The 13,970-nt window shown below is 40.9% G+C and carries 10 protein-coding genes; 1 reads left to right on the forward strand and 9 read right to left on the reverse strand.

Annotated features, from left to right (window positions below; translation table 11 throughout):
* Window positions 1-15 precede the first annotated feature (15 nt).
* The 8 genes from J8L97_RS04820 to J8L97_RS04855 all read right to left on the reverse strand — a co-directional run bounded on the left by J8L97_RS04820 (window position 16) and on the right by J8L97_RS04855 (window position 9,011).
* Window positions 16-1,185 carry a cystathionine beta-lyase gene (locus tag J8L97_RS04820; RefSeq protein ID WP_211048087.1) on the reverse strand — a complete coding sequence of 390 codons (1,170 nt, stop codon included), beginning with the start codon at window positions 1,183-1,185 and terminating at the stop codon, window positions 16-18.
* An 11-nt stretch (window positions 1,186-1,196) separates the two neighbouring features.
* Window positions 1,197-2,111, reverse strand: coding sequence for an NAD(+) diphosphatase (gene nudC / locus J8L97_RS04825; RefSeq protein WP_211048088.1), 915 nt, complete (start codon window positions 2,109-2,111; stop codon window positions 1,197-1,199).
* Window positions 2,112-2,300: 189 nt separating this feature from the next.
* Window positions 2,301-3,095 carry a glucosamine-6-phosphate deaminase gene (gene nagB, locus J8L97_RS04830; RefSeq protein ID WP_210996919.1) on the reverse strand — a complete coding sequence of 265 codons (795 nt, stop codon included), beginning with the start codon at window positions 3,093-3,095 and terminating at the stop codon, window positions 2,301-2,303.
* 239 nt (window positions 3,096-3,334) lie between these two features.
* Window positions 3,335-4,462: a transmembrane glucosamine N-acetyltransferase NagX gene (gene nagX, locus J8L97_RS04835; RefSeq protein WP_211048089.1), complete on the reverse strand. Its 1,128-nt coding sequence runs from the start codon at window positions 4,460-4,462 to the stop codon at window positions 3,335-3,337.
* 66 nt (window positions 4,463-4,528) lie between these two features.
* On the reverse strand, window positions 4,529-5,653 hold the full coding sequence (gene nagA / locus J8L97_RS04840; RefSeq protein ID WP_211048090.1) for an N-acetylglucosamine-6-phosphate deacetylase: 1,125 nt from the start codon (window positions 5,651-5,653) through the stop codon (window positions 4,529-4,531).
* Window positions 5,654-6,565, reverse strand: coding sequence for an N-acetylglucosamine kinase (nagK, locus tag J8L97_RS04845; protein ID WP_192507895.1), 912 nt, complete (start codon window positions 6,563-6,565; stop codon window positions 5,654-5,656).
* 315 nt (window positions 6,566-6,880) lie between these two features.
* Entirely contained in the window at window positions 6,881-7,723 is an 843-nt protein-coding gene (locus J8L97_RS04850; RefSeq protein WP_192507896.1) for an isopenicillin N synthase family dioxygenase, read from the reverse strand.
* A gap of 163 nt (window positions 7,724-7,886) precedes the next feature.
* The gene (locus J8L97_RS04855; RefSeq protein WP_210996922.1) at window positions 7,887-9,011 is read right to left on the reverse strand and encodes a response regulator; all 1,125 of its coding nucleotides are present in this window, start codon (window positions 9,009-9,011) and stop codon (window positions 7,887-7,889) included.
* A 143-nt stretch (window positions 9,012-9,154) separates the two neighbouring features.
* Here J8L97_RS04855 and J8L97_RS04860 point away from each other — a divergent pair, with 143 nt between their 5' ends.
* Complete coding sequence (locus J8L97_RS04860; protein WP_211048091.1) at window positions 9,155-13,117, forward strand: response regulator; 3,963 nt, start codon at window positions 9,155-9,157, stop codon at window positions 13,115-13,117.
* Here the strand turns inward: J8L97_RS04860 and J8L97_RS04865 are convergent.
* Window positions 13,105-13,902, reverse strand: a complete 798-nt coding sequence (locus J8L97_RS04865; protein WP_192507899.1) for a M48 family metallopeptidase — start codon at window positions 13,900-13,902, stop codon at window positions 13,105-13,107. The two genes, J8L97_RS04860 and J8L97_RS04865, sit on opposite strands and share 13 nt — an antisense overlap.
* Window positions 13,903-13,970 lie beyond the last annotated feature (68 nt).

The raw sequence follows: 13,970 nt of genomic DNA on the forward strand, positions 1-13,970 counted from the left end.
TGTTTAGAAATATATTTAACAGTTCGCATCGTAAACGGTTAATGCCTTTTCAAGATCTGCAATTAAGTCCTCTACATCTTCTAAACCAATATGCAAACGAATGATGGGACCCTCTTGCCAGCCTGTGGCCGAACGTAATGCCGCCATGGATTTATTGGCCGTTACTAAACTTTCAAATCCACCCCATGAGAAACCCATTTTAAAGTGATGTAAGCAGTCTAAAAACGCATTAATGGCTTTTTGCGAGCCTTTTTTCATTACAAATGAGAACAATCCATTGCTACCTGAGAAGTCACGTTTAAAGAACTCATGGCCTGGACAGCTCTCTAGTGCAGGGTGACGGACATGATCTACCAAAGGATGTGCAACTAGCCAATTAGCCACTTGCAGTGCAGCCTTTTCATGTTGCGCCAGCCTAACTGGCATAGTGCGCAAGCCCCTCAAAGCCAAATACGCATCATCTGCAGATGTACATTGACCAAGTAAATAGGAGTGCTCCCTTAAAGTCGGCCAGTGTGCTTCATTGGCAACAGCCACGCCCATCATGACATCAGAATGACCCACGATGTATTTAGTTGCAGCTTGAATGCTAATGTCTACTCCATGGTCTAGTGGCTTATAATGCCAACCGTTACCATAGGTATTATCTAGCATCGTAATTAAATTATGTTGCTTAGCGACACTGACTAAACTTGGTACATCTTGAACCTCCATTGTAATTGAACCTGGCGACTCTAAAAATAACACGCGCGTATTAGGCTGTATTAATGTTTTAATTTCTGCACCAATCATAGGATCATAGTAAGTCGTTGTAATGCCTAACCCTAATAGAATTTTGTCACATAAATCCCGGGTCGGCTCATATGCAGTATCAACCATCAATAGGTGATCGCCTGACTTCAAAAATGACAGTAACGCCTGACTAATCGCTGCTGCACCTGACGGATAAAGCGCACACCCTGCCGCATTTTCCAACTCCATAACCGCATCTTGCAACGCATAATGTGTATTCGTACCCCGTCGACCATAAAACAGCGTTCGATTTCCTCGGCCTTTAACCGCATCCTGTAGCTGCTCCACAGTATCAAACACCACGGTAGAAGCACGTTGTACAACCGGATTGACAACCCCTTGTGTATACTGGCTCTTGCGACCAGAACTAATCAGTTTGGTATTTTTCTTCATATATTAAACCTTTAAGATGCTCGCCAATAATCGATAAGGTAGCGAGATATAGAGTCTTTACGCGTTAACTTAAATCCTGGCCCGTCATCTCCCCACTCTGTAAATGCATCAAGTTCAGTGCGGGAAAACCATTGGGCATGTTCTAATTCGTCTTGCTCAACCGCAATGTCTATCGTCGTTGCTTGAGCAATAAAACCCAGCATTAATGAGCTTGGAAATGGCCATGGCTGAGATGCTAAATATTTGACATCATTAACATCAATGTTAGCCTCTTCTTTCACTTCACGAATCACTGCTTGTTCTAATGTTTCAGCAGGATCAACAAAACCCGCAAGCGTTGAATACACGCCATTTGGCCATTGTGATTGCCGCCCGAGTAGGCACCGCTCGATACCATCATTGAAGGTATGCGTAACCAGCATGATCACCGCAGGATCTGTTCTTGGAAAAGTCATGTGCTTACAATCTAAATTGCGACATTTACGCGCATGGCCAGCTTCAACACTACGATTTTCTGTTCCGCATCTACCACAGAATTTATGGGTATTGTGCCAGTAGCACAGTCCTTTCGCGAGTACTCCTACTGAACCCATTTTTGCTGTGAGCTTAGGACCAATTTGGCGCATATCCACAAACTCACCGTTATCCGGTAATTTAATTGCATGTCTGTTTTTCTCATGAGTTATATCCAATGCGAAATAACTTTTCTCATCACTTACACCCAGAAAAATAGCATTATCTAGGTTTAATGCCCTAATTTGCTCAAACGACAATGTCAGTAATTCACATGCATGAGGATCCACTAGATTTTTATCCTCATCTATTAACAACCAGCGGCTATCACTACGCATTTGCGCAATTATCCAGTCGTTACTTTTACGCTCACTGGAAGCGCGATTCAAATGCATTTGTGTGTAATGTAGCACAATCTATTCCCTGTATATTATTTTGCTCAAAACTAACATAAGCAAAGATAAAGCAAAACCATTTCAACCCACTAACTTTTAATCACCCCTCTATAAATAATTTAATAATTAAGAGTTTCTTGTGTAAAGTCGAAAATTCAAGCAAAAAAAAAGCCCTTTCGGGCTTAAGTTCTCATGTATTTCATTGTGCTATAACGAGGCAAGGTATGCTTGCAGTTTTTGATTTTCGGCTTCTATGTGCTGATAAAACTCAATGTCTTTGAGTTTGCTTGCCGCAGCTGTATCAATCACAATCACTGCATCTCTATGCATTTGTAGAGCTGAAGCTGGACATGCTGCTGTAAGTGGCCCTTCAATCATGGCTTGAATCGCATCCGCTTTGTTCTCACCTGTTGCTAATAGCACCACTTTTTTGGCATCTAAAATAGTCCCTATACCCATCGTAATCGATAGATGTGGCTGGTACTCATCTACGCCAAAAAAACGCGCATTATCGTCAATTGTTGCTTTCGTAAGCGTTTTTACTCGTGTTCTTGAGGTCAAACCTGATGAAGGCTCATTAAAACCAATATGTCCGTTACGGCCAATACCCAATAATTGAATATCGATGCCGCCTTTCTGCGCTATTCTTTCTTCGTATTCATGACATGCCGAAACGGGATTTTTTGCATCTCCAGGAGGCACAAAGGTGTTCGCATTATCGATATCGATATGATCAAAAAGCTGGCTATTCATAAAGTGACGATAACTCTGTAAATGACTACCATCAAGGCCCAAATACTCATCTAAATTGAATGAGGTCACACCTTTAAAACTCATTTCACCTGCTTTATTTCGCTCAATTAGTGCCTGGTACAAAGCGACAGGTGTAGAGCCTGTTGCTAACCCCAATATGGAATTTGCATTTTTATTTAGTTGAGCGGTAAAAATATCTGCGCCATAGGCTGCAACTTCAGTCGCATCATTTAGAATAACAATTTGCATAGTTTGAGCTCGATTTGGGAATTAGGAAAAATGGGATCTGAACCTTACTTCGCGTGCAATCAAAGAAAGGTCAGATCAAACCTAATTGGGATACATACTATTAGGCTATTACCATTATGACAACGCTGTCATTATTATCAGAAAATAACCGTTTGTAAAGTAAAAGTGAAAAAAGTTTTGTAATTACTTATTCAATCTTGTGAAGGCCTGACATTATAAGACCTTCACAGAGCCTTGATTTAAACGCTAACGAAGATTTTTCGACGATACATCCAATGTAATACCAATAACTGCACGGCAAGCAATGCCAAAACCGTTAGTAAAGGTTGCCATGCCTCTGACGCTCCCGTTACTACGCCACCAAAAACACTGCGCGCGATGAACGCCCAATCAACAAGCGAAGATGCCAAATAAATAATAATCGAGTTCGCACCGATAATCACAAACGGATACGCAAAGCGTTGCCCATCAAATACATCGACTAGGACATAAAACCCTGCGAGTAATATTGCGCTCCAGCCAACTGTTACGAGCACAAAAGAGCTGGTCCACAACTCTTTATTAACCGGGAAATAAATGTTCCAACCCCAGCCAAGTAATAAGGCGACTAAACCAAGCCCGAGTAAACGGATAACACTATGCCATTGACCTACGGTATGAGCTTGCGCAATTATCCGTCCGGCAAATACCCCTGCAATCGCGTTAACGATAGCTGGCAGACTCGACAATACACCTTCAGGGTCTACAGCACGATCTTGATAGCTAATCCCAGGTAGCAAGTGCTTATCAAACCATGCATTCCAACTTCCTACTGCCGATAAGTCACCCGCAACACCGCCGGGAACAGGGATAAAACATAACAGTAACCAATAACCAATCAATATTCCTCCCCCGATACAACCCAACATGCGAAGACTTGTATGCCAAACGAGTAACATGCAGAAAAACCATGCGATTGCTATTCGGCCCAATACACTGGCATACCGTATTTCATCTAATGCGACGGGCATACCTGTACCCCATCCATGGTTATATAATATCCCCAGTGCAGACAATAAAAATAGCCGCTTTAACGCTTTGTTGTAGTAACCTCTGCGTTCAGAAAAAGGTAAATGGTCAATACGTTTAGGAGACAACCCCATCGCTACCCCTGAGAGAAATATAAACAGAGGGAAAATCAGATCATAAAATGTAAACCCATGCCAAGCACTATGAAGCGTCTGCGCTTCAAATACTTTCCATCCTTGCCAACCCGTTAGTACAAATAACGCTGCAAATATTGATTGTCCACCTAAAATCCAGAACATATCCATGCCGCGCAGCGCATCCAACGAAGCCAACCGCTTTTTTTCGGTTTTTATTGTCATATTTTTATATACCTTACAAACAAAAAAGCCCCGCTATTACTTCAGCGGGGTTTTTCTCAGGGAGTGTTAAATCTGGCTTCCTGCAATAAATGTTGCTTTCGCAAATAACTGTTCATCTAGTACAACAAAATCAGCATCTGCACCTTCACGTAAATGTCCTTTACTTTTTAGGTTTAAATACTGCGCAGGATACAATGAAGCCATCCTTAGCGCTTCTGGGAGCGACACGTCTAAAGAATCAACCGTATTACGTACTGCACTTGCCATATCTAATACACTACCAGCGAGTTCTCCTGTCGTAGAGTTTAGCCTATCTCCGGTACGAATTACTTTTCTGCCATCAAAGAAGTCAAACTCCATATCATCGGTACCAACAGGTGGCATTGCATCTGTGACTAGAAGTATCTTGCCTCTTTGTTTGGTACGAAGAGCCAATTTTGCTGATGTGCTATGAACATGATGCCCATCAACAATAAGCCCACACCATGAATTATCATCCCACAAGGCCGCTCCGACGACTCCTGGTTCTCTAGAAGTAAAAGGTGACATCGCATTAAATAAATGCGTAAACCCATCAACACCAACTTGCAATGCATTCATCGTCGTCTGAAAATCTGCATTTGAGTGCCCAACGCACACCTTCACACCTAAGCTAATTAATCGCTCTATATCTGCCAATGGTACAGTTTCAGGTGCCAGTGTGACCATTTTCACACCTAAATCTTGACGAGCATAAATCTCAAATTCTAACTCAGAAATAGGCCTAATAAACTGCTCACTATGCGTTCCCTTTTTCGGATGAGATAAATGAGGGCCTTCAAAGTGAATGCCTAAAACTCCAGCCTGACCATTCTCAATTGCTTCTGCTATTGCTTGAGCAGCCTTGTCCATCACTTCGACTTTATCCGTAATTAAAGTGGGCATGAATGCCGTGGAACCGAACTTACCATGAGCAGCAACCATTCTACCTAAACACGCCGTCGTTTGTGCGGCATTAAAAAATGCACCACCACCACCATTCACTTGGACATCGATGAAGCCAGGTACAACCAAACCATCTAGTTCAATAACATCCTGACTCGATTCATCAACCTGGTAGCTTACTTTATTATGCTCCACTGCAAAAATGACATCTTTAAGAAAACCTTCACCGTCAAAGAGCTTGTTAGCACGGTACAATTGTCTACCCATTTATTTTACCTCACTTAATTGCTGCTCGACCGAGTGTATAGCAAAATATATTGCCCCCATCTCTGGTGGCTGTTTCGGTAATTCAACTCTATTAGCGATCTCTGGTGCTAGCCATTTATTCAGTGGCTCAGCAAGTCCCCCTATCATCGATAATCGGGGGGGATTATTTTCAAGCAAGCGCCGCGCTAGGTTACTAACGTAATCTGCACCTTGTTTTACAATTGCGAGTGCAACAACATCATCTTGTTCTGCAGCTGTAAATACAAACCGTGCTAACTTCGCATAACTACTCGAAGGTTGACCGGCCATTTGTTCAGCAACGCCCATAGCCGTTGTCGTATTAAAATGCTGAGTTAACATTGAGGATAATAACGTTGTTTCACCTAATTTGTCTAAATCAAGTAATGCTGCTTTGACAGCCTCTAATCCCATCCACGCGCCACTGCCCATATCACCTTGTGCAAAGCCATGACCACCAAAGTTCACTGTTTGACCATTGACAAGTGAAAAACCACAAGACCCCGTCCCTGTTATTATTACAGCGCCATCATCTCCCTCATGAGCACCTATACAAGCTGTATGCAGGTCTGTTGTTAAAAACATTTGCTGGAATGGATGATCCCATTGCATTATTTTGTCATACAAAGCGGGTAAATTTACACCAGCCAGACCTAAACCTGCATTTAACGAGTGAACCTGCTCTACATGTAAGCCTGCATCTTGCAGTGCAAGCTGGGTAGAGACCATAATTGACTCTAGAGTACGTTCAAGACCGTGCAACGGGTTTGCGGGACCTCCTAGCCCAGTGCCTAACACACCATGCTCTAAAGAATAGATAGTAGCGCGGCATTTTGTTCCTCCGCCATCTATACCTATATATAATTGGTCTTGTTGCACCTGTTTAGCCATCATGTTGCGACCTCTATAAAATGGGTTTTTGCTCAATTTTATTTATTTATTTACTGAGCGTTCAGTCATGTTGAATTAATGTTACACATAAAATGACAGCGTTGTCATTATATTTTTTTAAAAATGCGTCACATTGAAAAATTCTAATATTGCACAGAATGACATTATTGTCAGGGAAAATTTACCTAATTTATTGAAATAAGCCAAAGAAATGCCGTTTTAACTAACTCGGAGTCGACAAGTAGTCTCAATGCTTTAAACCAAAATAACTATAAAAAAACCCAATCAAATTGATTGGGTTTCTAAGCTTAGATAAAATTACTTCACGCCTAATTCTCTTAAGCGCTCTTGTAAATAGCTGTCGGCTGTATAACGTTCTGACAATTTCACTTGAGGATGAGGGTGTAAAAACAACGGTAAAGAAATACGTGACTTTGATGACCCTTTACCTGTTGGATTTATCACACGATGAATCGTCGATGGAAAATACCCACCCGATGCTTCTTGCAACATATCTCCAATATTAATAATTAATGAACCAAAATCACAAGGCACATCTAACCAGCCACCTTCTTTGGTCTGAACCTGCAAACCCGGTTCATTAGACGCTGGTAACACTGTCAGTAAATTAATGTCACCATGCGCCGCAGCACGAATTGCACCTGGCTCTTCGTCACCTGTCATTGGTGGATAGTGCAAGATTCTAAGTAATGTTTGCTCAGATTGCGCAATCATGTCTTTAAGATCAATTGAAAACTTTGCTCGAACATCTTCTGGGGCTTGCGCCTGTACCCAACTTAACAACTCAGCAGCAAACTCATTCGCTAACCTATAATACTCGCGAATTTCTGCATCTAGTTGTGCAGGTACACGGCCCTTAGGGTAAACATGAAAATACTCTTTGATATCCTTTACTGTAAAACCTTTAGCAACTTCCGATACATCCGGTGGGAAATAGCCATCTTGGGTTGCTTTATTAAATAAATAATCGTGTTTTTCTTCAGAATTGAAAAACACCTGCCAGTTTTCATAAATCGACTCAACTAATGACTGCGGAATTGGGTGGTTTTTTAATACACCAAACCCTGTATTGCGTAGAGATTCGACAAATTGAGATGCTGCATCAGGAGCACGATAATCGACTGTTGGTAGTTGTTGCATAATGGTTCCACCCAGATTGTTGCGTAATAAACCGGTCACTCTTGATAATACATTTAAGCGATCAATTTAAATAATCTAACATTGCTCGCGAGGATAGATAAATAAGCCAAATCAGATAAGGACTTTTGTCCTCTTTGCGCTCAGGTAATACAAGTAGTTTGATTTAGCTCAAATTTACAATGGGTAACCGAATAACCCATTGCAGACCACGCTCCGTACTGGCTACGCTATATTCACCTTCTAATGCGCCACTGATAATATTAGCTGCCACAGGCGCACTCAATCCTACATGACCTAAATTGCCACGGCGAGATGTAACAAAAGGCTTGAGTAACTCATCCACAGTTACGTCAATAAGCCCAACACCATTATCGCAGTATTGAATCTCTAACAATTCATGATCCACGGCAAACTTAATCTCTATGGGTCCTTTTTTATCCACAAGGCCATGACAGATTGAGTCTTCTATAATGTTGCTCATCACTAACTGCACCAAATTGGCATCCAAAGACATAGGCATATTTTTGCTTTGAGAAGTCAATTTAAACTCAACGCCCGTATCATCAATACAATACTGTGAAACCAATTGATCCATCACTTCCACAAAGTCACACCGGCCAGGCTGTGCTGGCGACTCAGCTTTTGATATCGTTTTTAGTAAATTAACAAACTCAGCAACTCGACCTAAGCTTCTCTCGCACAACTTAATGCTCTCACATGACTGAATCAGTGAGTCACAAAGCATGTTTTGTGATAATGTTTGTTGTTCGAATGCATCTATTAATTCGCGTGTCAAAGCTAACAAATGGGAAACCGCAGTGATCCCCGTCCCTAAAGGCGTATTGATTTCATGGGCGACACCTATCACCATTTTGTTCAATGCATCCGACAGCTGGCGTTTAACTTGCAACGCATTAACTTCAAGCAGTTTTATTTGAGTATTTACCCGGGCATTAATTTCAGCAGGTCGAAAAGGCTTACTTATATAGTCGACACCACCAACTTCTAATGCCTCAACAATATTTTCGGTATCTGTATATGCACTGACAAATACAATTGGAATATGTGATGTGGCCTTATTTGACTTCAATATTCGACATAAATCTACCCCACTCATTTTCGGCATTTTAATATCTGTGATAATTAAATCGGGGGTTTGATTGTCAATTAATTGCAACGCCGTATGTCCGCTTGTCGCCGCTCTAATTCTAAAACGTGGACATTTAAGAATAAGCTGCAACACCTGCAGGTTTTCCGCAATATCATCCACTATTAATATATCAAACATACTATTTCCCTAAGTCTAATGAATAGAAGTATAGCCAAATACATTCTGATTGCTCAGTACATGCTATCTTTATCGTTTTCTTGTGAAAAATGTATTGCGGACTATGGTTTAGGTCAGGGCATTTAAAAAGTAAAAGTTATTAAATGAGAGCGAAGTTGTTAGTTAACTTATTGTTTTATTCAATGGGCTTTTTGTTGATACTGTTGCTCAGCACGATGCTGTACTCTTTTCATATATCAAAACAAGAAATTCGTACCCTCAGCGCAATCAATACATTACAAAATTTAACCAGTGAGCTGAAGTTAAGTTCTGATTTACTGACAAGCTATGCGCGCAGTTATTCAGTAACAGGTGAACCTCAATGGCTTATTTTATTCAATCATGTTTTGGCCGTTCGAAATGGTTACTTTGCCCCCCCAAAAGATCCTATTAATTACTGGGATAACTTAGCTAGAAGCTCTGTTAGACACCTCAGTAATTCTTTAGATGAGAAAAGCCACCCTTCCATTATTGAGCGTATGGCCAACACAGGCATTCAACAAGAAGAAATATATAACCTCACCATTGCACTTGAAACATCAGAACAATTAGTGAAACTCGAAGAGCAAGCATTTGCCCTTATTTCGTCTGACACTCACAGCGGGAAAATTGCAGCGCAAAATATTGTGTTTGGCCAACCATATTTAAAAGAAAAAGCAAAAATCATGAATGCAATAGCCCATGCTAGTAATGTAATAGGCATAAGAAAAAGCCTTCACAGAGACGCGTTAACTCAACAAACCAACCTCAATAAAATGCTTTTAATCGCCTGTTTTACACTCATATTCTTAATGTTTTTAATATCTTACATCATGCTCAGAGTTCGCTATTTCCTGCCGTTGAGGCAAATACATAAAGCCATCGCTGAGTCTGGTAACAAAAAAAACTATGCCTTACAACTTCCCCCTAATTTACCCGGTGAATTAGGTACGTTAGCCCGCGAGTTTAATAGTACACTTAACCAGTTAAATCGTAAAATTCATGCTGCAAGCAGCATCGAAAAATACAGCACGTCATTACGGGGAAAGAATCTATTTAATGATGTGGTTAAAGAGTCACTTCAATTTGTTGCATTAGAATATCAAGCGCCAAGTTGTGGTATTTTCACCATTAAAGAAGACCGCTTTCAATTGTTCGACTTTACAGGAGCAAAACCTTGTTTTGACGAAACATCTCCTTATATAAAAGCAACCGTAAAAACAAGTCAACGCCAACACTTATCCTCAACTGACCAGAACTTTATCATTATGCTCGAAGAGCAGCCGCTACAGTTAGCTGAAATTCATTTATTACCTCTGCTAGTTAGTGATCGCTGTATAGGCATCTTATACATTGGCTGTGTGTTCAAATTAAGTGATGAGCAACTTGATGGACTAGATCAAATTAGTCGTGAGCTTGCTGTCTCGATGGAGATTAGCAGCCATAATTTAAAGCAACAAGAAATTAAAACTGCACTCTCACAACAGCTAGAGCTTACTCATCATATCGTTAATGCAATTCCGAATCCCACATACTACCGAGATGAAAATGGGACATTCATGGGCGTTAATAGAGCGTTTTTACAGTTTCTCAATCAATTCGAAGTCGATGTTATCGGATCATCACTTAACGATGTGTTTGATTCTGGAACCGCCAGCTTATTTTATGATCAAGCCCAAACCATATTCCAAAATCAAATAAATGTTGTTTACGAACTCATTACACTAGATGGGCACGACAATGCCGTTGAACTCATCGTCTATGAAGCCCCTTTCTTTGATAGCCAGGGCCAAGTCGCTGGTATTGTGGGTATGTTCCTTGATGTGACGCAAAGAAATGAGCTAGAAAGAGAGCTGCTTGCGTCTAAAGAAGTGGCCGACCGTTCTGCACAAGTCAAAGGGGAGTTTTTAGCGAATATGAGCCATGAGATCCGCACCCCTATGAATGCGATTATAGGGATGGCTCATCTAGCACTAAATACGGATCTAAATCCTAAACAACATAATTACGTGCATAAAATCGATGTGGCTGCAAAACAACTACTCAGACTAATAAATGACATTCTAGATTTCTCAAAAATTGATGCGGGTAAAGTTGAAATAGAAAATACCCCATTTGAGTTAGACAAACTTTTAAATAACGTGACAGCCATCATTGCCATCAAAGCACAGGAAAAAGGGCTCGAGTTAATTTTTGATGTACCACAACACATTCCTAATGACCTAACAGGTGACGCTTTAAGGCTAAGTCAAGTTTTAATCAACCTAGCTGGGAACGCTGTTAAGTTTACAGACCAAGGCACAGTCACCATCCAAATTCGCCAACTTGAAACAACGGAAAAAATTTCAAAACTCACTTTTTCTGTTATCGATACCGGCATTGGCATGAACCCCCAACAACAGAAAAAACTCTTTAAGTCATTTTCTCAAGCCGACTCATCAATAACCAGAAAATATGGCGGCACAGGTTTGGGTTTAACCATCTCACAGCAACTGGTCAAACTTATGGGAGGCGAGATCTATGTCGAGAGTTCTAATGGTCAGGGCTCAACTTTCTCTTTCACGCTAGAGTTTCCTCTCAATGAAACAATCACGAACAAAGATGTACCCCGCCTCAATGGGCCTAGAAAGATTTTAATTGTTGACGATAACGAACACGCTAAAGAAGTTCTGTTCGGCATGCTCAGTAACATGAATGCGTCTGTATCTTGTGCATCCAATGCCACCGATGCAATTAATATGATCATCAAAGCTAAGCATCCTTATGATGCTATGATTATAGATTGGCAGATGCCGGAGTTAGACGGTCTGACAGCCATTGAAATACTAAACAAACGACAACTGCTCAATCAAACCAAGGTGTTATTAACAACCGCCTATGGTAGAGAACTCGAGCTAAAAGAACACGAAAAGTCAATAATTGATGGGGTGATATTAAAGCCTGTGAGCGCCTCTCATTTATTTGATACACTCGCCGGTTGCTTAGGGACTTATACACACGAGAGCGCACAGAAAAACAAAATAGCCAGCCATCCTCATTGCTTAGCAGATATTACTATACTATTAGCGGAAGACCAGCCTGTAAATCAAGAGATAGCAGTCGAAATTTTATCAAGCTATGGTGCGAACGTTACAGTGGCAAACGATGGTATTGAGGCCTTAAAACGACTCAAAGAAGATATCTTCCATATTGTTTTAATGGATATGCAAATGCCCAATATGGGCGGTATTCAAGCTTCACAAGAAATTCGCAAATTTAAAAACGAACGTGATCTTCCAATTATCGCGATGACTGCCAATGCAATGCAGGAAGATATTTCCCAATGCCTTAACGCCGGTATGAACGACCATATCGCAAAACCCATCGATGTGCCCACAATGATAAGTAAAATTCAACAATATGCCTCTCCTCTAAAGCCTGACAATACAGTTCAAACACAAATCTCATCATCAGATGAAGCTACATTTGATACCCTCGACGAGGCATCCTCTGAGCAACTTATAAATGGAATTAACATTGAAGAAGGTATAGAACGCGCTGCTGGAAATAAAAAAATATATTTCAATATCCTCACCACCTTTTTATCACAACAAGTGGAGGAACTTATAAACCTCAAGCAAGCTGTCGCCATTGCAAATTATGATCTCGCCGCAAACATCCTACATGCTATTAAAGGCGCAGCAGCAAACTTGTCAATATACTTCATTACAGACAAAGCAAAATCGCTAGAAAGTCAGTTAAAAACGATGACTGTTAACATAGATGACATTGACGCGATGATAGAGTTTGTTCGCAGAGCACTGGTACTATGCCCTCGAATAATTGCTCAGCAGCTGCATGATAATACGGGCACAGAGCATGAACCTGACTCAATACAAATTTTAGAAAAGCTTGCTCAAGCATTGCAAGAGTTTGATACCAATGCCTCTGATATTGTTTTGCAATTAACCTGCAATGAGTATTTAAGTTCCGAAGAACTCGATGAACTTAAAACACTCATTGCTCGATTTGAGTTTACACAAGCACAGGTTGCGCTGACAAAAGTACAAAGTAAAATTTCTAAAGGTAGTTCAACCTACATGCACTGAGGTTTTTTACCCAATTGCCATGCCGCTCTTTTTAATTGTGACGCTCCTCCCATTTTCGAGCTTAAGTTATCAATGCGACTCTGTGGAGCTGGGTGCGTTGACATAAACTCTGGTGGACGGTTCCCCGATGATGCCGCTTCCATATTTTCCCATAATGCTACCGACCCTTCAGGTTCAAAGCCCGCCTTTGCCATGAGTTCAAGTCCTATTACGTCCGCTTCGCTTTCGTGGGTTCGTCCAAATGGTAGAGCCACACCGTATTGTGCACCCAGTCCCAACCCCTGCATAATTGCATTTCGGTACTCAACATTCCCCATTTGCAGCGCGGTACTACTCGCTTGAAGACCAAATTGCAACAAGCTATTCTGAGATACTCGCTCATTTGAATGCTCTGCAATTACATGACCAACTTCATGTCCCATGACTGCTGCTAATTGATGCTGATTTTTTGCCACCTTAAGTAAGCCTGTGTGCACCCCAATTTTACCTCCCGGTAAAGCAAACGCATTTGCACTTGGTTCCTTGAATACGACCACTTCCCATTGCTGGTTTGCATAATTACTGGGTAATTCAGCAATAAGATGATTAGCTATACACTTTACATACGCATTTGTTACAGGATCATCTTCTATTGTTTGCTCTTTCTTCATTTGTTCAAAACTCGCCGATCCCATTTCATTCATTTTTTGATCTGAATAAAGTGCTATTTGAGTCCGGCCTGTCGGTGAAGTCTTACACCCTGCAATCACTAAAACAATTCCGACGATCAACAGTATTTGTTTCATATTATTATCCAAGTTATGTCATTTATTGCTCTAGTTTAAAACATCTATGATTTGACTCAAGCGGTAAG

It is taken from the genome of Pseudoalteromonas sp. MMG012, from assembly GCF_018100875.1.
Lineage (GTDB): Bacteria > Pseudomonadota > Gammaproteobacteria > Enterobacterales > Alteromonadaceae > Pseudoalteromonas > Pseudoalteromonas aurantia.